Below are 20,677 nucleotides of genomic sequence, written 5' to 3' on the forward strand. Positions count from 1 at the left end.
GATCACCGGCCGAACCCCGGCCATCTCCTCCGGCGTCACTCCGCAAGAAGACCACACCGCCACCGGACGCTCTCGACTGACCTAACAAAGCCCTAATAGGCGGTACCGCGGAATAGCGTCGGCCTTTTGTCACCAGCGGTCGGTGCGCCAGAAGTCGTCGTCCGGCGGCGGGATTTCGGTGACGACCGGGACCGGCGCCCGGCGGATTCTGTTCCGGCGCGCCCGGACGAGGGCGAGCACGGCCACCAGGACGGCGGCCGCGCCGAGCCCGCCGGCGACCAGCGGAAGGCGGTCGTCGCCCCCCGGGGCGGTCGGCAGCGCCTCGACCGGTGGCGGGGGCGCGGTGGTCGTCGTCGGGGGTGGCGGCGGGGGCGGGGCCAGGGGGTTGTGGTCCACCGGGGGCACCTCGGCGGTCAGCGCGGCGACCGGGTTGACCAGGCCGAAGCCGGTCGCGCCGTCGCGGCCCGGCGCCTGGAGGTCGGTGGCCGTGGCGATCAGGCGGTTGACCACGTTGCCCGCGTCGAGGTCGGGGTGGTGGGCGCGGACCAGCGCCGCGACCCCGGAGACCAGGGCCGTCGCCGCGCTGGTGCCGTCGACCTGGGCGAACCCGGTCGCGGAGGAGTCCAGCGGAATGGCCGTGACGACGTCCTCCGCGGGCGCGGCGAGCACGGTCTCCGGGCCGGTGTTCGACTCCGGCCACGGGCCGTTGCCGCGCACCGTGCCGGACACCGCGACCACGCCCTTGATGTTGGCGGGCGCGCCCACGTGCTCCTGGCCGTCGTTGCCCGTGCCGGCGACCACCACGACGTCCCGGTCGAACGCGTGGTTCACCGCGCGCAGCAGGTCAGGGGTCAGCGTGGCGGCCGAGGTCAGGGACAGGTTGACCACGTCGGCCCCCTGGTCGACGGCCCAGGTCACGCCCTCGGCCACGGACGTGGTGGTGAACTTCTCGCCGTCCGCGCCGACCGAGACCGGCAGGATCCGCGCGGCCGGCGCGACGCCGAGCACGCCGCCGTCGACGCCCCGGCCGCCGATCAGCGCGGCCATCGCGGTGCCGTGGCCGTCACCGTCCCGCGTGCCGTCGGTGCCGCTCGCGGAGCCGAAGCCGGCGCCCGGCAGCAGCGCGCCGGCCAGGTCGGGCCGCGTGGCGTCCACGCCCGAGTCGACGACCGCGACCACCACGCCCTCGCCGCGCGTCGTGGCGTGCGCCTCGGGCACGCCCAACGCCTCCAGGTGCCACTGCTGCTCGCGGATCGTCTGCGCCCGGACCCCCTGCCCGGGTCCGGTGGCGTGGCCGGCCACCGGCGCGGTCAGCAGCAGCACGACCACCGCGGTCACGACCGGAACCGCTCTCCCCACCACGCAATTCCCCCTGTGCTCGATGTCACAAATATTCCATGTCGGTCATGTTTCACAGTTCCGGGCTGGGACGACTGGAGTAAGACGTTCGTTAAAACGTCGTGAACTCCGGCACAGGGCCATGACAAAATCTTCTGAACCGGGTCAGATGGAAAGCAGCGAATCGTGAGGTGGGCATCTCGCCCGCACGCGAATTCGTGCCCCCCGTCAAGGAACCCTCCGGAGGTGAACCCGTGACGGTGCTTGATCCCGACCTGAACGCCGACTCCTCGGCCACCGGGTCGAAGAAGTTGCCACGGCAGCGCGACCACGCCCTTCGCGTCGAACCGATGATGGCGTTGGAATGGTCGCACGCGATCGAGGCCGCGGGAGGGGACGGCATCGCCGACTCCCCGGCCCAGAGCCGTCGAGCCTGGATCCACCGGGCCGACGAGCAGCAGGTGCTCACGTTGTTCCGCGCGGTCGGCCCCCAGGCCCCGGCACCCTGGTGGTTGCGGGCGCTCGACCGCGGCAAGATCGCCTCGCGCGCGGCGGCGTTCGCCGTCGAGGACGAGGTGACCCGGCTGCTGGCCACCAGGCCGGGCTGGGTGTTCGTGCCCTGGGCATCCGAGGGCGAGGTCGGCTACTGGGAGTTCGTGCCGTCCGAGAGCGGCGTCTACGGGCCCGCCGAGCCGACCACCGTGCAGTTCACCGACCGGCACCCCGGTTTCGTGGACCTGCTCCCCGCGCACCGGGGCCCCGGTCAGCGCCAACCCATCGAGTTCACCCCGGGCGAGCTGCGCGAGCAGATCGAGGACCTGGAGAACATCGCTTAACGCACGGCCATAGGCTGTACGCCCGTGACGTCCAGCCACCAGCGACCGCCCCACCACCGATCCGTCGTGAGCTACGTGCAGCGCGGGGAGCGGATGACGGTGGGGCAGCAGCGCGCATGGGACCGCCACTGGGAGCGTTGGGGCCGCGAGGTCAAAGCGCTCCCGGCCGGTCCCGTGCGGTTCGACGAGTGGTTCGACCGGGAGGCGCCGCTGCTGCTGGAGATCGGCTCCGGGATGGGCGAGACGACCTCGCGGCTGGTCGCCGCCGCTCCCGGGCTCAACTACGTCGCCGTCGAGGTCTACAAGCCCGGCCTGGCGCAGCTCCTGCTGCGCGCCGAGGCCCTCGGGGTGGAGAACCTGCGGGTGCTGCGCGGCGACGCCGTCGACCTGCTCACCGACCACGTGGAGCCCGGCTCGCTCGCCGGGGTGCGGATCTTCTTCCCCGACCCGTGGCCCAAGAAGAAGCACCACAAGCGGCGGCTGGTCCAGCCGGAGTTCGTGCGCCTGGTGGCCATGCGCCTGCGGCCGGGCGGCACGCTGCACCTGGCCACGGACTGGGAGGAGTACGCCGAGCAGATGCTGGAGGTGTGCTCGGCCGAGCCGCTGCTGCGCAACCGGTTCGACGGGTGGGCGCCCCGGCCCGACTGGCGACCGGTCACGAAGTTCGAGCAGCGGGCCGTCGAGGAGGACCGGATCAGCCACGACCTGATGTTCGAGCGGGTCGAACTCACCTGACCGTGGCATCAAGGTGCGCCCCCTTTCCGCCGAGGTGGGCACTGCGGGTCGTTTCGTCACTCGATGGTGCGAAGTTTGTTGATCACCCGTTGTGCCCCGTCCGGCAGTGACGAGTAAGGCGCTCCCGCAACTACGGTTGCCGCCCGTGACCGCAGTGGACAACGAACCGATAACGTTCGACCTGGACGCCGCGGAGGGCTTCCTCCGCATGTTCCACGTCGCCCACCCCGAGGCGGGTCCGGTCGGCCCGCGCCTGAGCCGGGTGCGCGACGAGGTGGCCGGGACGGGCACCTACCGCCACACCCCCGAGGAGTTGTCCTACGGCGCGCGGATCGCCCTGCGCGACAGCGGCTGGTGCACCAGCGGCGTGCCGTGGCGGCGGCTCAAGGTCCGCGACCTGCGCGGGTTCCGCAACGCCGCCGCCGTGGCGGGCGGGTGCGTCGAGCACCTGCGCCTGGCCGGCAACGGCGGCGAGATCCGCCCGCTGATCACCGTGTTCGCCCCGGACGGCCCGACCGCGCCCGGCCCGTGCATCTGGAACGAGCAGCTCATCCGGTACGCGGGCTACCCGGACGGGCCCGACCGCCGGCTGGGCGACCGCCGCTACGCCGCGTTCACCGACACCGTGCGTGGCATGGGCTGGCAGCCGCCCGAGGCGCGCGGCCGGTTCGACGTGCTGCCGCTGGTGGTGGAGACCGCGCACGAGGGCGCGCGGCTGTTCACCGTCCCGCCGGACGTCGTGCACGAGGTGCGCCTGGAGCACCCCGAGCTGCCCTGGTTCGGGCGGCTGGGCCTGCGCTGGCACGCCGTGCCGGTGATCGCGAACATGCGGCTGTCCATCGGCGGCGTCCACTACCCCGCCGCGCCGTTCAACTCGTGGTTCGTCGGCTCCGAGATCGGCGCCCGCAGCCTGGCCGACGAGCACGCCCACGGCGCGGCCCGCGAGGTCGCCGAGGCGATGGGCCTCGACACGAGCACCGAGCGCTCGCTGTGGCGCGACCGCGCCGTGGTGGAGCTGAACCGGGCCGTGCTGCACTCGTTCGACCTGGCGCAGGTCACCATCACCGACCACCACGCCGAGTCGCTGCACCGGCTGTCGTGGCTGCGCTCGCGCCAGCGGCCGGCCGGCAACCGGCCCGCGTTCCGGCTCGACCCGGGCGCCGCCCGCCGCGCACGGGCCGGCGGCCCGGCGCGCTTCTCGCCCCACCCCGTCGAGACGACCCGGCCCCAGTACCCCGGGCGCCTGGCCGAGCTGCTGCGCCGCCGCGCGGGGACCTGACGGGACCCCTACCGCTGCGAGTCGATCAACACGCCCGACAACGCCATCAACACCAGCACCAGCAGGCCCACCACGGCGCCCGCCCAGGTGACCACCACTCCGAACATCGCGTCCTCCGTTCCCCGACTGCCTCCAGGGTCACCCCGGGTTTCGTCATCCGACATCGGCCACTGGTGTGTATCCACGGGCGTTCGGGTCAGCCTGGCGACCGATGGACCACCCGACCGGGGTAGGACGCGGCATCCGTCCGGAGGTCTTACGGTGATTCGTCGTGGAGAGCACTGACCTCGGGTGGCGCGCGCTGCTCCGCCGCCAGTGGCCCCTCGCCTGCGCCCTGGTCTTCTTCCTCGCGAGCGAGCTGTTCAGCGAGCAGGGCTCCTGGTGGCAGGCGCCCGGGTCGGTCGTGGTGGCCGTGCTCGCCGTGCTCGCGCCCCGGCGGCCGTTCGACGCCGCGCTCGCCGCCGCGACCGCGGTGGCGGCGAGCTCGGTGGTGCTGCTGGTCGCCGGCACCGCGGCGGGCGTGCCCGTGGTCAGCGGCCTGGTGATCTCCGAGACGGCGGCGGTGATGGCGATCACCGCCGTCGCGGTGCGGCAGGCGTCCCCGGTGCGGGCGGTGGTCTCGGTGGTGGTGCTGGTCGCGGTGTCCGCGGCGACGCTGTGGGTGCGGCCGAACTACTGGGCGGCGGAGTGGCCCGACTACCGGCCCGAGCTGTGGCAGCAGCTGTTCGGCGGCGGGGTGCTGCTGGCGCTGTCGGTGGGCACCGGGCTGTACTTCCGGGCCCGCGACCGCGAGCGGTCGACCGCGGTGCGGGCCGAGGTGGTGGCGGCCCAGCACGCCGAGCGGATGGCGCTGGCGCGCGAGCTGCACGACGTGGTGGCGCACTACGTGACCGGGATCGTGGTGCACGCGCAGGCGGCGCAGGCCGTGCCCGCCGCGGCCCAGGAGGTGCTGCCGATCATCGTGCACAGCGGCAACGAGGCGTTGACCGCGATGCGCAGGCTGGTCGGGACGCTGCGCGGCGCCGAGGCCGACGCCCCGGCACCGGCCGCGACCAGCGACCTGGCCGACGACGTGCGCGGCGTGGTGGCGGAGTCCGACCAGCCGGTGCGGCTGCGCCTCGACCTGCCGGTGGCGGTGCCGCCGTCGCTGGGCCGCTCGGTGCTGCGGCTGGTGCAGGAGTCGCTGACCAACAGCCGCAAGCACGCCGGGGGCGTGTCGCGGGTGGACGTGTCGGTGACCGTGGCGGACGGGCAGGTGCACGTGGTCGTGGCCGACGACGGGCGGGAGCGCCGGGCCGCGCCGGTCGGCGGGTCGGGTGGGTACGGGCTGATCGGGATGCGGGAGCGGGTCGAGCTGCTGGGCGGGGAGTTCGGGGCGGGCCCGCGCGCGGGTGGCGGCTGGGAGGTGCGGGCCTCCCTGCCGATCGGTGGGTGAGGCGCGGTTCCGGCCGGTGGGTGAGGCGCGGTTCCCTCAGGCGCGCGGGTTCGGGAGTTCCGCCGGCAGCGGGTAGGTGAACGCCTGCGAGGGGTCCTCCAGCGCCAGGTGGCGGCTCGCGACGGCGCGGCGGCGCTGGGCCGGGATGTCCGGGCGGTAGGAGCCGAGCCACGAGGTGACGTCGCCGGTCAGGCGGGCGTTCTCCGCGCGCAGGGCCAGCACCTCCTCCTCCAGGGCGGTGATGTGCGCCAGGTGGCGCTCCTCCATCTCCCGGTGGACCCGGACCACCGACCACAGCAGCTCGTAGGCGCTCTGCTCCTGCCTGGGGTGGGTGAGGGCGGCGATCCCGGGGACGGCCTCGGCAGCGATGACCTGGACAGCGGCGGCCTGGGACTCGGCGGCACGGGGCTCGGCGGCCTGGGGTTCGGCGGCACGGGGCTCGGCGGCACGGGGCTCGGCGGCACGGGGCTCGGCGGCACGGGGCTCGGCGGCACGGGGCTCGGGCAGCCGTGTGACGGGATTCCCGGTCTCGGGCTCCTGGAGGTCGAGCACCGGGACCCGGGGCGCCTGGCCCGCCTGGAGCAGAACCGCGGGCGCCTTGGGCTTGGCCGCCCGGGACCTCACCCGCGGCCCGGCGCCCTCGGTCAGGCGGTGCCGCCGCGCCCACTCCGGGCCGCCGATCAGCGTCGTGGTGACGTGGTCGGCCGCCGCCCAGTCCGGGCACTTCAGCGGCTCGCCCTCGGGCACCGGCTCCCCGGTGGCGAGGAAGTGCAGGTGGCGGGCCACGGCCAGCACCTCGGGCGCGCTCCCGGGCTCCACCGCGACCTCGACCAGGTCCGCGATCCGGTCCCACGGCGGCCGGCAGTCCTGGCGGGCCCCCGCGCCGATCCAGCGCGCCACCTCGGCCCGCACCGCGCCCGGCGACCGGTCGTGGGCCCAGTGCCCCGGGTCGCCCGCCGCCCGCTTGAGCACCCGCTGGTACGCGCCGGTCATCCGACCGTGCTCGTCCGCGAGGTGCACCAGCAGGAACAGCGCGAGCCGGCGGCGGTCGCGGGACAGCCCCGGATCGGTGAAATCGGTCTCGGACCGCAGTGCGGCCACCGCTCGCTGACCTCGTCGGTTCCCACTGCCACCAGCCACCGTCGCTCCTCCCGACCAGCGCCGCCTTCCGTTCGGCAGGCTACGGGCGGACCGGTGGACCGCACCCGTTGAGCGGGTCAAACCAGCTCTTCGGGTTATCGGTCCGGGTGACACCCGGTCGGGTGCGGCAGGATTCGGACCATGTCGCTGCGCCTGCACGCCCCGGTGGTCCTGCCCTGCGATCCCTCCTGCTCCGTCCTGCGCGACGCGGTGGTCGACGTCGTCGACGGCCGGGTCGCGCACGTCGGCCCGGCGGCCGACGCGCCCGCGTTCGACGGCGAGGTCCGCGAGCTGAGCGGCATCCTGCTGCCCGGCCTGGTCAACGCCCACGCGCACAGCCCGATGGTAGTGCTGCGCGGGCTCGGCGGCGACCTGCCGCTGCTGCGCTGGCTGCGCGAGGCCATGTGGCCGGCCGAGGCGAAGATGGTGCCGTCGGACGTCCGGGCCGGGATGCTGCTCGGCGCGGTGGAGATGCTGCGCAACGGCGTCACCACCAGCGCGGAGATGTACTTCCACGGCGAGCAGCTGGTCGACGCGGTGCTGGCGGCCGGGTCGCGGGTGCTGTTCGGCGCGGCGATCATGGACCTGCCGGGCATGCCGTGGCGGCCGATGACGGACGAGATCACCCGGTGGATCGACGCGGACGGGCTGCGGTTCGGGCCGCACGAGCGGGTCGAGCTGGGCTACGGGCCGCACTCGGCGTACATCCTGTCGCCGGAGGCGCTGGGCGAGGTGGCCGGCCTGGCGCGGGACCGCGGTGCGCTGGTTCAGGTGCACGTCGCCGAGTCGGTGGAGGAGGACCTGGCGCAGCGCGAGTCGCACGGCTCCGTGCCCCGGCTGCTGGAGCGGGCGGGCGTGCTGGGCGGGCGGGTGCTCTCGGCGCACTCGGTGCACCTGTCCCCGGAGGACGTGCTGATCTACGCGCGGCACGGCGTGGGCGTGGCGCACTGCCCCGGGTCGAACACCAAGCTCGCGTCCGGGATCGCGCCGATCCGGTCGTACGTCGACGCGGGGGTGAAGGTCGGGCTGGGCACGGACGGGCCCGCGTCCAACGACGACCTGGACCTGTTCGAGGAGGCCAGGCTGGCGGCGCTGCTGGCGCGGGTGACCTCGCGGGACGCGACCGCGGTGCGGGCGGCCGACGCGCTGCTGCTGGCCACCCGGGGCGGCGCGGCGGCGCTGGGCCGGGACGACCTGGGCGCGCTGGAGCCCGGTCGGTGGGCGGACGTGGTGCACGTGGACGTGGACGACCCGGCGTTCGCCACCGGGCTGGACGCGCCGGACGAGCAGGTGCTGGCGAACCTGGTGTGGGCGTCCGGGACGCGGCGGGTCAAGGACGTGTGGGTCGCGGGTGAGCGGGTCGTGTCCGACGGCGAGACGACCCGGGTGGACCGGCGCGAGGCGCAGGCCGGGGTGCGGGAGGTGGCCGCGCGGCTGCGGTGAGCGGCTGCGGTGAGCAGCGGCCGGAACCGGAGGCGGCCGGGGCCGCCGAGTCCGGCCCGGCTCAGTTCGGCCCGCTCAGGCCGACCCCGCTCAGGCCGACCCCGCTCAGGCCGGTCGTGGCCGGGGCCGCAGCACGATCTCGGTGACGTGGGCGTCGTCGGTCGCGGTGACCGCGCCCGCCACGGCCCGCGCGACGGAGTCCGCGCTCAGGTACAGGTTCGGCTGGTAGTCGCCGGACTCCTGGGCGCGGACGCCGCGCTGCATGTCGGTGTCGACGCGACCGGGGTGCACGGAGGTGACGCGCAGGTCCTCCTCCTCGGCGCGCAGGGCGTCGGCGAAGGCGCGGAGGGCGAACTTGCTCGCGGCGTAGACGCCCCAGCCCGAGTTGGCGCGCAGGCCCGCGCCGGAGTTGACCAGCACGACGTGGCCTCGGCTCGCGCGCAGGAGCGGCAGCACGAGGCGGGTCAGCTCGGCGACGGCGACCACGTTGACGTCGAGGGTGCGGCGCCAGGTGTCGACGTCGGCCCCGGCGAGGGGGCCCAGCTCGGCGATGCCCGCGCTGTGCACCAGGACGTCGAGGCGGTCCAGGCCGGACACGGCGGCGGTGAGCGCCCCGGTGTCGGTCAGGTCGACCGGCCAGGGGGTGGCCGAGCCCAGCGACCCGGCCAGCTCGGCCAGCGCGGCCCCGTCCCGACCGCCCAGCAGGAGGTCGTGCGTGGGGGCGAGGGCGCGCGCGGTCGCCGCGCCGATGCCGCGCGACGCGCCGGTGACCAGGGCAACGGGTCGGGTCATGGGAGGACCCTAACCGGTGGTTCCGCGCCGCCCCACCGGGAGGACCGGGGGACGACGCGGGGTGGGTGAAGGGCTCGCGGTGGCGCGAGCCCCCCTCCCGGGATCAGCCGCAGATGCGGCCCTTGTCCTTCTTCCACGCCGCCACGACGGCCGGGCGCGGCTGGGTCGCGCCGCCGTCCGGCCAGTGGGACAGCGGGGTGTCGGCCGAGGCGCCGTCGACCTCGCCCGGGTGCTGGACCGAGACGAGCACGAAGTCGTCCTCGACGACCGGGCCGCAGGTCTCCGCGCCGCGCGGCACGGTGAGGAACTGCTTGACCCGGCCGCGGTAGCGACCCTCCACCGGGATGGCGAACAGGCCGTCGTTGGAGCCGAGGGCGTTGCCGTCGGTGGAGATCCAGAGGTTGCCGCGCGAGTCGAACGCCACGTTGTCCGGGCACGAGATCGGCGAGACCTGCGACTTGTCGTAGCCGCCGAAGTAGGTGTCGGCGGAGTTCGGGTCGCCGCAGACCAGCAGCAGCTTCCAGGAGAACGCGGTCGCGGTGTTGTCGCCGCGGCGCTCCTCCAGCTCCAGCACGTGGCCGTGCCGGTTGCCCACGCGCGGGTTGGGCTCGGTGGCGCCCTCCTTGCCCGCCTTGCCGCGGTCGGTGTTGTTGGTGAGCGCGGCGTAGACGCGGCGGTTGCGCGGGTTCGGCTCGACGTCCTCGGGGCGGTCCATCTTGGTCGGGCCGACCGCGTCCGCGGCCAGGCGCGTGAAGACGTAGACCTCCTCGGCGGTGAAGCCGGGCACGAACGAGCGGTTGCCCGAGGCCAGCGGGATCCACTCGCCGGTGCCGTCGAACTCGCCGTCGGACGGCAGCCCGCCGGAGCCGTCGAACTCGGCGGCCGGGCTGTCGCCCCTGAACTTCGCCACGTAGAGCGTGCCCCGGTCGAGCAGCTTCCTGTTGTGCTCGCGGGCGTGCTTGCTGCTGCCCGGCTTGTACCGCTCGTCGGAGACGAACTTGTACATGTAGTCGAAGCGCTCGTCGTCGCCCATGTACGCGACCACGCGGCCGTCGCGGGCGATGATCACGTTCGCGCCCTCGTGCTTGAAGCGGCCGAGCGCGGTGTGCTTGACCGGCGTCGAGCCGGGGTCGAGCGGGTCGATCTCGACGACCCAGCCGAACCGGTTGACCTCGTTGGGCTCCCGGGCCACGTCGAAGCGCTCGTCGAACTCCTCCCAGCGCCGCTGGGACGCGCCGCCGGACAGGCCGTAGCGGGACAGGCGCTGCTTGGCCACCGGGTCGGTGACCGAGCCCGCGTTGGCGAAGTACTGGTTGAAGTTCTCCTCGCCGGACAGGATCGTGCCCCACGGGGTCACACCGCCCGCGCAGTTGTTCAGCGTGCCCAGGACGCGCGTGCCGGTCGGGTCGGCGGAGGTCTTGAGCAGGTCCGAGCCCGCGGCCGGGCCGGTGAGCCGGAACTCGGACTTGACCGTGACGCGCCGGTTGTACCGGCGGTCCACCTTGGCCACGAGCCTGCCGCTGCGGCGGTCGCGCTCGACGAGCACGACCGACATGCCGTGCGCGGCCCACGCGATCTCGACCTGCTCACGGGTGGTGGCGTCCGCCCGCCACCCCTTGAACATGAACTCCTCGGTGGTGTACTCGTGGTTGCTGACCATGAGCCAGCGGTCGCCCCAGCCGAGGGGCACCAGGCCGCAGAAGTCGTTGTTGTAGCCGAACTGCCCGGCCTGCGCGGCGGCGGTCTGCCGGTCGAAGTCGAACTTCGGCGCGCCGGGCAGCACCGGGTCGCCCCAGCGGATGACCACCGACTGCTCGTAGCCGTCGGGGACGACCACGCGGTCCTCGGTGTTGGGCGCGACGGCGGTGAAGTTCAGGCCGTCCTTGCGCCGGCCGCCGCCCAGGTCGACGTCGATGTCGCGGTCGCGGTCGACGCGCGGCGCGGCGGCGGCCGTGCCGGTGCCGACCAGGCCCGCGCCGGCGCCCGCGACGGCCAGCACCGCGCCGGCCTTGAGCAGGCCGCGGCGGCGCACGACCTCGCCGACGACGTCACCGAAGTAGGTGTTGTCGGAGGTGTTGGGCGCCTCGTGGGCACACGCGTCACCGCAGCGGAACTTGCAGGTCACCGCCGACCTACCCAGGGGGTGGTTGGGCAGCAGGGGCAGCAGGCGCCGGCCCCGATCGGTGGATGAGGACACGCGGACCTCCGGGATCGCTTCAGTGGGAACTGGGCGACCGTAGGAGCGCAAGTCCACCGACAGCGGGCTTCGAGGTGAACGCGGGACGAACACCTGGCGGTACCACCGACCGGAACCGGCTGGTCACGGCACGTGTCACTCCCCGATGCGGCGCCCCGGGCGCCACACCGCGACCACCGACGGGCGTGGTTGGGAGTCGCCGCCGTCCGGCCAGTGCGACGCCGGCGCGTCGGCCGACGCGCCGTCGACCTCGCCGGGGTGCTGCACGCACACCGTGACCACGCGCTCGCCGATCACCGGCCCGCACGTCTCCGCGCCGCGCGGCACGGTGAGGAACGCCTTGAGGTGGCCGCGCTCGCTCCCGGACACCGGCACCGCGTACAGGCCGTCGTTGTGGCCCTTGAGCGCGCCGGCGGAGTCGCTGGAGATCCACAGGTGGCCGTGCCGGTCGAACGCCACGTTGTCGGGGCTGGAGATCGGGGAGACGCGGGACTTGTCGTAGCCCGCGAAGTACGTGTCGGGCGAGTCCGGGTCGCCGCACACCAGCATGAGGTTCCAGGAGAACACCGCCGACAGCGGGTCGCCGCCCCGGTCGGTCAGCTCCAGGACCTGGCCGTGCTTGTTCCGCACGCGCGGGTTCGGCTCGGTGGCGCCCTCTTTCCTGCCCTCCTCGCCGCGGTCGACGTTGTTGCTCAGCGCGCAGTAGACGACGCCGGTGTGCGGGTGGGTCTGGATGTCCTCGGGGCGGTCCATCTTGGTCGCGCCGACCCGGTCCGCGGCCAGGCGCGTGAAGACGTAGACCTCCTCGGCGGTCATGCCCGGCACGAAGGAGCGGTCGCCGGCGGCCAGCGGCACCCACTCGCCGTGCCCGTCGAAGCGGCCGTCGGCCGGGAGCTCGCCGGAGCCGTCGACCTCGCTCGCCGGGCTGTCGCCGGTGAAGCGGGCCACGTACAGCGCGCCGTCGTCGAGCAGGGTCATGTTGTGGCGGCGCGCGGACCGGCTGTCGCCCTTGCGGAGCTTGCCGGTGGAGACGAACTTGTAGATGTACTCGAAGCGCTCGTCGTCACCCGAGTAGGCGACCACGCGGCCGTCGCGCGCCACGCGGACGTTGGCGCACTCGTGCTTGAAGCGGCCGAGGGCGGTGTGCTTGACCGGGGTGGAGTCGGGGTCGTGCGGGTCGAGCTCGACGACGTAGCCGAACCGGTTGGCCTCGTTCGGCTCCCGGGCGAGGTCGAAGCGCGGGTCGAACCGCTCCCACTTGCGGGCGGTGGCGGCGCCGGTGACGCCGTAGCGGGCCAGGCGGGGGTCGTCCAGCTCGTCGGCGTTGGCGAAGTACTGGTGGAAGTTCTCCTCGCCGGACAGGATCGTGCCCCACGGTGTGACGCCGCCCGCGCAGTTGTTCAGCGTGCCCAGGACGCGCGTGCCGGTCGGGTCGGCGGAGGTCTTGAGCAGGTCGGAGCCCGCGGCCGGGCCGGTGAGCAGGAACGGCGTGGTGGCGGTGATCCGGCGGTTCCGGTCGGAGAAGGCCGGGGTGAGGCGGCCGTCGCCGTCCTGGTCGACCCGGAGCACGGACAGGCCGTGCGCGGCCCAGGCGATCTCGACCTGCTCGCGGGTCGGGTCCTCCCCGTCGTAGCCGCGGAACATGAACTGCTCGCTGGTGTACTCGTGGTTGGTCACCAGCAGGTGCGCGCCGCCGGTCCGGTCGAGCGGCAGCAGGGCGGCGAAGTCGCAGTTGAAGCCGAACTGGCGGGCCTGCGCGGCGGCGGTCTGCCGGTCGAAGTCGAACCCGGGGGCGTCGGGGAACAGCGGGTCGCCCCAGCGGACGACCACGGCCTGCTCGTAGCCCGGTGGGACGACGACCTCGTCCAGCTCGTTGGGGGCGACGGGGTCGAAGTCCAGGCCCGCGGCGCGCTGCTCGGCGGGGGCGTTCGCGGTGCCGCAGGCCGCCGTCCCGGTCCCGACGACGCCGGCCGCCGCGACGACCACCCCGGCCCGGAGGGCGGCGCGGCGGCTGATCAGATCGTCGAAGCGGGGGTTGGCCGAGGTGTTGGGGACGTCGTGGAAGCACGCGTCACCGCAGCGGTAGCGGCAGGTGACGGCCGCGCGCGCGGCGCGGTGGTTCGGCAACAGGGGCAGGTGTCGCACTGGAGCGCCTCCTACGATCGGTCCCGGTCCACCCGACCGTAATCTGATGATCACTCCTTGTTAACCGGCGATCTCCTCACCGACCAGGACGGCCTCCGCGGGCACGGCTCGCCGCCCCGCGCGGCCAACGGCGAGCAGGGCCGCGGCGAGGGCGCAGGCGACGGCGGCGACCACGAACGGCTGCGGCAGGTGGCCGACGAACGTCGCGGCCAGCGCGCCGCCGAGCCAGCGCAGGAAGTTGTAGCCCGCGCTCGCCACCGGTCGCGGCGCCGGGCTGACGCTCATCGCGGTGCTGGTGAACAGGGTGTTGAGCAGGCCGGAGACGACCCCGGAGACGATCACCGCGACGACCAGCAGCGGCTTGCCCGGCACGGCCATGAGCAGCATCAGGACCGCGTAGGCGAGCACCGCGACGACGGTGGTGCGGCGGTCGCCGAAGCGGTCGGCCAGGCGCGGCGCGAGCCAGACGCCGGAGATCGCCACGCAGACGCCCCAGCCGAAGAAGACGAGGCCGATCGAGACCGCGCCCCAGCCGAGCACGAACGGCGACCAGGCCAGCACGGCGAAGAACGCGGCCGTGTAGAGGGCGGAGCCGAGGGCGGTGCGCAGCAGGCCGGGGTGGCGCAGCGCGCGCAGCGGGTCGAGCAGGCGGATGCCGTGCCGCGGCCGGTCGTCGGCCAGGAAGACCGAGCAGAGCACGAGGGCGACGGCCATCAGCACGGCGGTGCCGAGGAACGGGCCGCGCCAGGAGATGCCGCCGAGCAGGGCGCCCAGCAGCGGGCCGACGCTCAGACCGAGGCCGAGCGCGGCCTCGTAGAGCAGGACCGCGCCCTTCTGGCCGCCGCTGGCCGCGCCGACGATGACGCTCAGGGCGGTGGCGATGAAGAAGGCGTTGCCGAGGCCCCAGACCGCGCGCAGGCCGACCAGCTGGCCGATGCTGCCGGCGAGGGCGCAGAGCAGCGTGGCGACGACGATCAGGGCCAGGCCGCCGACCAGGGTGCGCTTGGCGCCGAAGCGGGCGGAGGCGACCCCGGTGAACAGCATGGCGACGACCTGGACGCCCAGGTAGGAGGAGAAGAGCAGGGTGACCTGCGAGGGCGTGGCGTCCAGGCCCTCCGCGATGGACAGCAGGATGGGGTCGACGAGGCCGATGCCCATGAACGCGATGACCGCGGCGAACGCCGTGACCCACACCTGACGGGGTTGGTCGGAGAATTTCACTTAGCTACCCTAACCGTATTTACTTAGCTTAGCGAAGTAACGGCTCTCACACTACGGTCGGCGGTGTGGATGCGGTGGTGTTCGACCTGGACGGCGTGCTGGTGGACTCCGAGACGGTGTGGGACGAGGTGAGGCGGGCGTTCGCGGGCGCGCACGGCGGCGCCTGGACGCCCGCCGCGACCCGGGCGATGCAGGGCATGAGCACACCCGAGTGGGCGTCGTACCTGGTGGAGGCCGTGGGCGTGCGGCTGACCCCCGAGGAGGTGGCGGCCGGCGTGGTCGCCGAGATGGAGCGGCGGTACGCCCAGGGACCGCCGGTGCTGCCCGGCGCGGTGCGGGTCGTGCGCGCGGTGGCCGACCGGTGGCCGGTGGCCATCGCCAGCTCATCGCCACCCGCCCTGATCAGGTCGTTCCTGACCGCGACCGGGCTGGTGGACGTGGTGCCGGTCGCGCTGTCCAGCGAGGAGGCGGGTGCGGGCAAGCCCGCGCCGGACGTCTACCTGCTGGCCGCGTCCCGGCTCGGCGCGGCGCCGGGGCGGTGCGCGGCGGTGGAGGACTCGACCAACGGCCTGCGCTCGGCGCTGGCGGCCGGGATGGTGGTGTACGCGGTGCCGAACCCGCACTTCCCGCCGGACCCCGCGGTGCTGGCGGGGGTGACGGTGCTGGGCGAGCTGGCCGAGCTCCCGGACGCCCTCGCCTCGTTTCTTCCGGGTGAATGACGTATCGACTCGAACACATGTTCGATAAGGTGGAAAAATGACATCGAGGCGCGAACAGGCGGCACTCCTGCTCGCTCTCCGGGCGAGCAGCAAGCCGTGGTCCGAGGTGGCCGCGGCAGTCGAGGACGCGCGCTCGGCCCTGGCCGTGCTCGACGCGCTGCTCACCCCGACCCAACCGACGCTGGACCACGGTGAGGTCGACCACTCGCACCGGCTCGCCGAAGTGGAGCGGGAGATCGAGGCGTGGTCCGCCGAGGGCATCGAGCTGGTCACCCTGCTCGACGACGACTACCCGGTCCGCCTGCTGATGGTCCACCAGCGCCCCCCGTTCATCACCGTCCGGGGCGCGCTCTCCCCAGCGGACGAACAGGCCGTGGCGGTCGTCGGCAGCCGAACGGCGAGTCCGCGCGGCCTGCACATCACCCGTGAGATCGCCGGTGCGCTGACGGCACGCGGCATGACCGTGCTCAGCGGCCTCGCCACCGGCATCGACACCGCCGCGCACCTGGCCGCGCTCGACGCCGGCGGGCGAACGGTGGCCGTGGTCGGCACCGGCCTCCGCCACACCTACCCGGCGGCGAACCGCGCACTCCAGGCCGAGGTCGCCGCGCGCGGAGCCGTGGTGTCGCAGTTCTGGCCGGACGCGGGCCCGGCGAAGCACCACTTCCCGATGCGCAACGCGGTGATGAGCGGCTGCGGCATCGCCACCGTGGTCGTCGAAGCGGGCGAGCACAGCGGCACCCGCATCCAGGCGCGCCTGGCCCTGGAGCACGGCCGGCACGTGTTCCTCCTGCCCGAGGTGGTCAACAGCACGACCTGGGGCCACGAGATGGCGCAGCGCCCCAACACCACGGTGCTCAAGGGGCCCGATCACCTGCTGGAGGTGCTCGACGAGCTCACGGCGGAGATCCCCGAGTTGATCGAGTTCTGACATGAGCCCGCACAGCCTGCTTCGCGAGCGGTACAGCAACGTGCTGGTGGCGCCTCCCTCCGTGGACACCTCGATCTGCCGGGTGTGCCGCCGGGACACGAACCAGTTCACCCGCTGCTACCCCTGCCACCGTCATCAGGCGGATTTCGGGTCCGAGCTCGCCAACACCGTGATGCCCATCTCGATCGCGGTGAAGGGAGACCAACTCGCCCGCGAGCTGTGGCGCTACAAGAACAGCTCGATCGACCGCGAGCGCCGCGATTTCACCAACGGGTTGGCGTACGTGTTGGCCGCGTTCCTCCAGGAGCACGAGAGCTGCCTGGCCCGTGCCGCCGGGGTCGACGGCTTCGAGGTGGTCACCAGCGTCCCCAGCACGCGGTCACCCGAGCCACTGGCGGGCATCCTGAGCGGCAAGGTGGGCCGGACCAGCCGGCGGTTCACCACGCTGCTGCGCCGGGTCGCACCGCACGAGGGCCGGCTCCGCCCCGACGCGGTGATCGTCGTGGGGAATCCGGCCGGGAGGTCGGTCCTGCTCGTGGACGACACCTGGACCACCGGCGCGAGCCTCCAATCGGCCGCGGTCGCGTTGCGGCGCGCCGGGGCGCGCGCGATCGCGGGACTGGTCGTCGGACGGCATTTCGACCCCACGTACGAACGGGCCACCGCGTACCTGGAGAAGGTGCGCTCCCGACCGTTCGACTGGGGGGTGTGCGGCCTCTGCCGCACCGGCCTAGCTTGAGCGCCATGGGACAACGGGTTGCGGTGGTCACCGGGGCGGCTCAGGGCATCGGGCGGCGGGTCGCCCAGGTGCTGACCGCGGACGGGTACGAGGTGGTCGGGTTCGACCTGCTGGAGACCCCCGGCGGGGTGGTGGGCGACGTGACCTCGGTCGACGACGTGGCCAGGCTCGCCGAGCGCGTCGGGGACCGGGTCGACGTGCTGGTCAACAACGCGGGCATCGCGGGCATCGGCGCGTTCGAGGACACCACGCCCGAGCAGTGGGAGCGGATGCTCGCGGTCAACCTGACCGGCCCGTTCCTGCTCACCAGGGCGCTGGGCCGGCTCATGCTGGCCCGCCGCGCGGGGTCGGTGGTCAACATCGCCTCGGTGGCGGGCCTGCGGGGCGTGGCGGACCGGGCCGCGTACAACACCACCAAGCACGGGCTGATCGGCCTGACGCGCACGCTCGCCGTCGAGTGGGGCGGGCGCGGGGTGCGGGTGAACGCGGTGTGCCCCGGGTGGGTGAAGACCGAGATGGACGTGGCCGCCCAGGCGGACGGGCACTACTCGGACGAGGACATCACCGAGCACGTGCCGGTGGGCCGGTTCGCCTCGCCGGACGACATCGCGCAGGCCGTGGCGTTCCTCGCCGACCCCGGGCGGAGCGGGTTCGTCAACGGGGTCGCCCTGCCGGTGGACGGCGGGTGGACCGCCGACGGGTCGTGGCGGTCGCTGCGGCTGTCCAAGAGGTGAGGCGGCCCGGGTGGTGGTCCCGGCGGGCCGGGACCACCACCCTCGGGCTCAGCTCTCCACGTCGCCGCGGATGAACGCCTCGACCGCCTCGTGGGCCACCGAGTCGGAGTACTGCTCCGGCGGGGACTTCATGAAGTAGGACGAGGCCGACAGGATCGGGCCGCCGATCCCCCGGTCCAGGGCGATCTTCGCCGCGCGCACCGCGTCGATGATGATGCCCGCCGAGTTCGGCGAGTCCCACACCTCCAGCTTGTACTCCAGGTTCAGCGGCACGTCGCCGAACGCCCGGCCCTCCAGCCGCACGTAGGCCCACTTGCGGTCGTCCAGCCAGGCCACGTAGTCCGACGGGCCGATGTGGACGTTGCGCTTGCCGAGGTCGCGGTCCACCTGGGAGGTGACGGCCTGGGTCTTGGAGACCTTCTTGGACTCCAGCCGCTCCAGTTCCTTCATGTTCAGGAAGTCCATGTTGCCGCCCACGTTGAGCTGCATGGTGCGGTCGAGCTGGACGCCCCGGTCCTCGAACAACTTGGCCAGCACGCGGTGGGTGATGGTGGCGCCCACCTGCGACTTGATGTCGTCGCCCACGATCGGCACGCCGGCCGCGCGGAACTTCTCCGCCCACTCGGGGTCGGAGGCGATGAACACCGGCAGCGCGTTGACGAACGCCACACCGGCGTCGATGGCGGCCTGCGCGTAGAAGCGGTCGGCCTCCTCGGAGCCCACCGGCAGGTACGACACCAGCACGTCGACCTCGGCGTCGCGCAGCGCCTGCGCCACGTCCACGGGCCGCTCGTCGGACTCCTCGATGGTCTCCCGGTAGAACCGGCCGAGCCCGTCGAGGGTGTGCCCGCGCTGCACGACCACGCCCAGCGGCGGCACGTCCGCGATCTTGACCGTGTTGTTCTCGCTGGCCCCGATGGCCTCGGACAGGTCCGTGCCGACCTTCTTCGCGTCCACGTCGAACGCGGCCACGAACTCGACGTCGCGCACGTGGTAGGGCCCGAACTGGACGTGCATGAGACCGGGCACGCGAGTCGCCGGGTCCGCGTCGCGGTAGTAGTGGACACCCTGCACCAGCGACGCCGCGCAGTTGCCGACCCCGACGATGGCCACTCGAACGCTGCGGCGGTTGTCGCCCATGCCGAGTCCTCCTTCTCGTTCTGCTTGAGTCATTCGTCCCGCTCGTGCTGCTCGGCCCGTTCGCCGGCGATCAGCTCGTTCAACCACCGCACCTCGCGCTCGGTGCTCTCCAGGCCGAGCCGGTGCAGCTCCCGGGTGTACTTGTCGATCCGCTCGCTCGTCGCCGCTAACGAGGTGCGCAGCCCCTCCCGGCGCTCCTCCACCCGCCTGCGGCGCCCTTCGAGGATCCGCATCCTCACGTCGGCGGGCGTGCGGGAGAAGAAGGCCACGTGGACGCCGAACGAGTCGTCGTCCCACGTCTGGGGGCCGGCGTTGGCCAGCAGTTCGGCGAACCTCTCCTTGCCCTCCGCGGTGAGCTTGTAGACCTTGCGGGCCCTGCGCCCCCAACGAGCCGCGTCCTCCTGGGGGACCTCCTCGACGATGAGGCCACCGCGTTGCAACCGGCGCAACGTGGGGTACAGGGTCCCGTAGGAGAACGCGCGGAACGCCCCCAGCAGCTCGGTCAAGCGCTTGCGCAGCTCATAGCCGTGCATGGGTGCTTCGTGCAGCAGGCCGAGGATCGCGAACTCCAGCACGGAACACCTCCGCTCGATGAGCGCCGATGGGTTCGCCCACTATATCGGTGCGATACATCCGAGCACGCCCCAGAAGTGTCGCGTGCCCCACAGTCGCTCACCGGTCCGGGGCCACTGCCCTGAACGGCCCATCGACGGGGTTGGGCCGCCACGTACTCTGGTCGCGTGCTGACCCAACGACAGGTCGTGGACTACGCCCTGCAGCGCCGTGCGCTGCTGGCGGAGGTCTACGCGGGTCGAGTGGGCACGATGGAGGTGTGCGACGCCAGCCCGTACCTGCTGCGAGCTGCGAAGTTCCACGGCCGACCGAGCGACGTGACGTGCCCGGTGTGCCGCCGGGAGCCCCTCACCCACGTGTCCTGGGTCTACGGTGACGAGCTCAAGCACGCGGCCGGCTCCGCGCGCACCGTCGAGGAGCTCACCCGCATGGCGACCCTCTTCGAGGAGTTCACCGTGTACGTGGTCGAGGTTTGCCGCACCTGTAGTTGGAACCACCTGGTGCAGTCGTACGTCCTGGGAACGCGTGGCGTGAACACCCGCAAGCCGCGCAGGAGGACCGCGGCCGAGTGAAACCGCGCCGGCCCCGGACGTCGCCCCACCTGGGAGCGACGGCGTACGACCACCGAACCGCGTGCGCCCGCACGCCGGTCTGGGAGGCCATTTCGTGAACGACCAGCACGACGAGAGGCATCGCGGCGGGGAGCCGCAGTGGCCGACCGGGGAGGACCCGGACGGCGGCGCGCACCCCAACCGACGCGGAGCCGGTGACCAGCCGGAACGACCGAACACACCACCCGGTGGGTTCGCGCGCGCCCCGGCGGACGGACCCGGCCCGCGGCACGGGACGCCCCCCGGTGGGTTCGCGCGTCCCCCGGCACCCGGCACGCCGCCCGGCGGTGTCCCGCGGGCGGGTGCGCAGCCACCGCGCCGGCCGAACGGACCCGGTGGTCCTGGTGGTCCCGGCGGCCCCGGTGGTCCGGGCGGCTTCGCCGCGCCCGGCGGTCAGGGCGGCCCCGGTCGCCCCGGTGGTCCGAACGCACCCGGCGGTCCAGGTGGCCCGAACGCCTCCGGCGGCCCCCACGGCTCCGGTGGTCAGGGCGGCTCAGGTGGTCCTCACGGCTCCGGCGGCCCGAACGCCCCCGGCGGCCCGAACACCCCGGGCGGCCCCGGCGGTGGCCCCGGCGCCCCGGACACCCGCGCGGCCGTGGGCAGCGTGCCCGTCGGTCCGCCCCAGCGCCCGAACACCCCTCCCGGCGGCCTGCGCCGCCCCGGCGGCCC

General features: G+C 73.6%; 18 protein-coding genes. 10 read left to right on the forward strand and 8 right to left on the reverse strand.

The annotated features are described in order from the left end of the window. Window positions 1-129 precede the first annotated feature (129 nt). Window positions 130-1,338, reverse strand: a complete 1,209-nt coding sequence (locus ACFP3R_RS36685; RefSeq protein WP_380643466.1) for a S8 family serine peptidase — start codon at window positions 1,336-1,338, stop codon at window positions 130-132. A gap of 254 nt (window positions 1,339-1,592) precedes the next feature. Between ACFP3R_RS36685 and ACFP3R_RS36690 the strand changes: the two genes are divergently transcribed. The 4 genes from ACFP3R_RS36690 (at window position 1,593) to ACFP3R_RS36705 (ending at window position 5,623) form a co-directional block, all read left to right on the forward strand. Further along, complete coding sequence (locus tag ACFP3R_RS36690) at window positions 1,593-2,174, forward strand: hypothetical protein (RefSeq protein ID WP_380643468.1); 582 nt, start codon at window positions 1,593-1,595, stop codon at window positions 2,172-2,174. Window positions 2,175-2,267: 93 nt separating this feature from the next. Further along, on the forward strand, window positions 2,268-2,909 hold the full coding sequence (trmB, locus tag ACFP3R_RS36695; RefSeq protein WP_380643499.1) for a tRNA (guanosine(46)-N7)-methyltransferase TrmB: 642 nt from the start codon (window positions 2,268-2,270) through the stop codon (window positions 2,907-2,909). Between the two features lie 145 nt (window positions 2,910-3,054). Then, window positions 3,055-4,188 (forward strand): nitric oxide synthase oxygenase, encoded by a 1,134-nt coding sequence (locus ACFP3R_RS36700; RefSeq protein WP_380643470.1) that lies wholly within the window; start codon window positions 3,055-3,057, stop codon window positions 4,186-4,188. 271 nt (window positions 4,189-4,459) lie between these two features. After that, window positions 4,460-5,623: a sensor histidine kinase gene (locus tag ACFP3R_RS36705; protein WP_380643472.1), complete on the forward strand. Its 1,164-nt coding sequence runs from the start codon at window positions 4,460-4,462 to the stop codon at window positions 5,621-5,623. A 36-nt stretch (window positions 5,624-5,659) separates the two neighbouring features. Here the strand turns inward: ACFP3R_RS36705 and ACFP3R_RS36710 are convergent, their stop codons facing one another. Next, the gene (locus tag ACFP3R_RS36710; RefSeq protein WP_380643473.1) at window positions 5,660-6,724 is read right to left on the reverse strand and encodes a hypothetical protein; all 1,065 of its coding nucleotides are present in this window, start codon (window positions 6,722-6,724) and stop codon (window positions 5,660-5,662) included. Between the two features lie 180 nt (window positions 6,725-6,904). On the opposite strand from ACFP3R_RS36710, the gene ACFP3R_RS36715 reads away from it, so the two are divergent. Continuing rightward, window positions 6,905-8,206, forward strand: a complete 1,302-nt coding sequence (locus tag ACFP3R_RS36715) for an amidohydrolase family protein (protein WP_380643475.1) — start codon at window positions 6,905-6,907, stop codon at window positions 8,204-8,206. A gap of 105 nt (window positions 8,207-8,311) precedes the next feature. Here the strand turns inward: ACFP3R_RS36715 and ACFP3R_RS36720 are convergent, their stop codons facing one another. The 4 genes from ACFP3R_RS36720 to ACFP3R_RS36735 all read right to left on the reverse strand — a co-directional run bounded on the left by ACFP3R_RS36720 (window position 8,312) and on the right by ACFP3R_RS36735 (window position 14,561). Further along, a complete protein-coding gene (locus ACFP3R_RS36720) occupies window positions 8,312-8,998 on the reverse strand; it encodes an SDR family oxidoreductase (protein ID WP_380643477.1) in 687 nt (228 codons plus the stop codon). Between the two features lie 103 nt (window positions 8,999-9,101). Beyond that, a complete protein-coding gene (locus ACFP3R_RS36725) occupies window positions 9,102-11,195 on the reverse strand; it encodes a PhoX family protein (RefSeq protein WP_380643479.1) in 2,094 nt (697 codons plus the stop codon). A gap of 135 nt (window positions 11,196-11,330) precedes the next feature. After that, entirely contained in the window at window positions 11,331-13,340 is a 2,010-nt protein-coding gene (locus ACFP3R_RS36730) for a PhoX family protein (protein WP_380643481.1), read from the reverse strand. Between the two features lie 60 nt (window positions 13,341-13,400). Then, on the reverse strand, window positions 13,401-14,561 hold the full coding sequence (locus ACFP3R_RS36735) for an MFS transporter (protein WP_380643483.1): 1,161 nt from the start codon (window positions 14,559-14,561) through the stop codon (window positions 13,401-13,403). 65 nt (window positions 14,562-14,626) lie between these two features. Between ACFP3R_RS36735 and ACFP3R_RS36740 the strand changes: the two genes are divergently transcribed. From ACFP3R_RS36740 to ACFP3R_RS36755, 4 genes are read left to right on the forward strand one after another with little or no spacing between them, the layout of a single operon-like run. After that, entirely contained in the window at window positions 14,627-15,280 is a 654-nt protein-coding gene (locus ACFP3R_RS36740; RefSeq protein ID WP_380643485.1) for an HAD family hydrolase, read from the forward strand. A gap of 37 nt (window positions 15,281-15,317) precedes the next feature. Continuing rightward, window positions 15,318-16,211 carry a DNA-processing protein DprA gene (locus ACFP3R_RS36745; protein ID WP_380643487.1) on the forward strand — a complete coding sequence of 298 codons (894 nt, stop codon included), beginning with the start codon at window positions 15,318-15,320 and terminating at the stop codon, window positions 16,209-16,211. A 1-nt stretch (window position 16,212) separates the two neighbouring features. Continuing rightward, on the forward strand, window positions 16,213-16,950 hold the full coding sequence (locus ACFP3R_RS36750) for a ComF family protein (protein WP_380643489.1): 738 nt from the start codon (window positions 16,213-16,215) through the stop codon (window positions 16,948-16,950). 5 nt (window positions 16,951-16,955) lie between these two features. After that, a complete protein-coding gene (locus tag ACFP3R_RS36755) occupies window positions 16,956-17,684 on the forward strand; it encodes an SDR family NAD(P)-dependent oxidoreductase (protein ID WP_380643491.1) in 729 nt (242 codons plus the stop codon). 48 nt (window positions 17,685-17,732) lie between these two features. Here the strand turns inward: ACFP3R_RS36755 and ACFP3R_RS36760 are convergent, their stop codons facing one another. Further along, window positions 17,733-18,824, reverse strand: a complete 1,092-nt coding sequence (locus ACFP3R_RS36760) for an inositol-3-phosphate synthase (protein ID WP_380643493.1) — start codon at window positions 18,822-18,824, stop codon at window positions 17,733-17,735. A 29-nt stretch (window positions 18,825-18,853) separates the two neighbouring features. Next, window positions 18,854-19,399, reverse strand: coding sequence for a PadR family transcriptional regulator (locus ACFP3R_RS36765; protein WP_380643495.1), 546 nt, complete (start codon window positions 19,397-19,399; stop codon window positions 18,854-18,856). 165 nt (window positions 19,400-19,564) lie between these two features. Between ACFP3R_RS36765 and ACFP3R_RS36770 the strand changes: the two genes are divergently transcribed. Beyond that, the gene (locus ACFP3R_RS36770) at window positions 19,565-19,969 is read left to right on the forward strand and encodes a DUF5318 domain-containing protein (RefSeq protein ID WP_380643497.1); all 405 of its coding nucleotides are present in this window, start codon (window positions 19,565-19,567) and stop codon (window positions 19,967-19,969) included. Window positions 19,970-20,677: the final 708 nt, after the last annotated feature.

It is taken from the genome of Saccharothrix lopnurensis, assembly GCF_042658445.1.
Lineage (GTDB): Bacteria > Actinomycetota > Actinomycetes > Mycobacteriales > Pseudonocardiaceae > Actinosynnema > Actinosynnema lopnurensis.

Bases quoted from the DNA above. Each gene is read 5' to 3' on its own strand.
- ACFP3R_RS36720 (WP_380643477.1), bottom strand. From the start codon at position 8,998: ATGACCCGACCCGTTGCCCTGGTCACCGGCGCGTCGCGCGGCATCGGC.
- ACFP3R_RS36750 (WP_380643489.1), top strand. From the start codon at position 16,213: ATGAGCCCGCACAGCCTGCTTCGCGAGCGGTACAGCAACGTGCTGGTG.
- trmB (WP_380643499.1), top strand. From the start codon at position 2,268: ATGACGGTGGGGCAGCAGCGCGCATGGGACCGCCACTGGGAGCGTTGG.
- ACFP3R_RS36715 (WP_380643475.1), top strand. From the start codon at position 6,905: ATGTCGCTGCGCCTGCACGCCCCGGTGGTCCTGCCCTGCGATCCCTCC.
- ACFP3R_RS36745 (WP_380643487.1), top strand. From the start codon at position 15,318: ATGACATCGAGGCGCGAACAGGCGGCACTCCTGCTCGCTCTCCGGGCG.
- ACFP3R_RS36760 (WP_380643493.1), bottom strand. From the start codon at position 18,824: ATGGGCGACAACCGCCGCAGCGTTCGAGTGGCCATCGTCGGGGTCGGC.
- ACFP3R_RS36755 (WP_380643491.1), top strand. From the start codon at position 16,956: ATGGGACAACGGGTTGCGGTGGTCACCGGGGCGGCTCAGGGCATCGGG.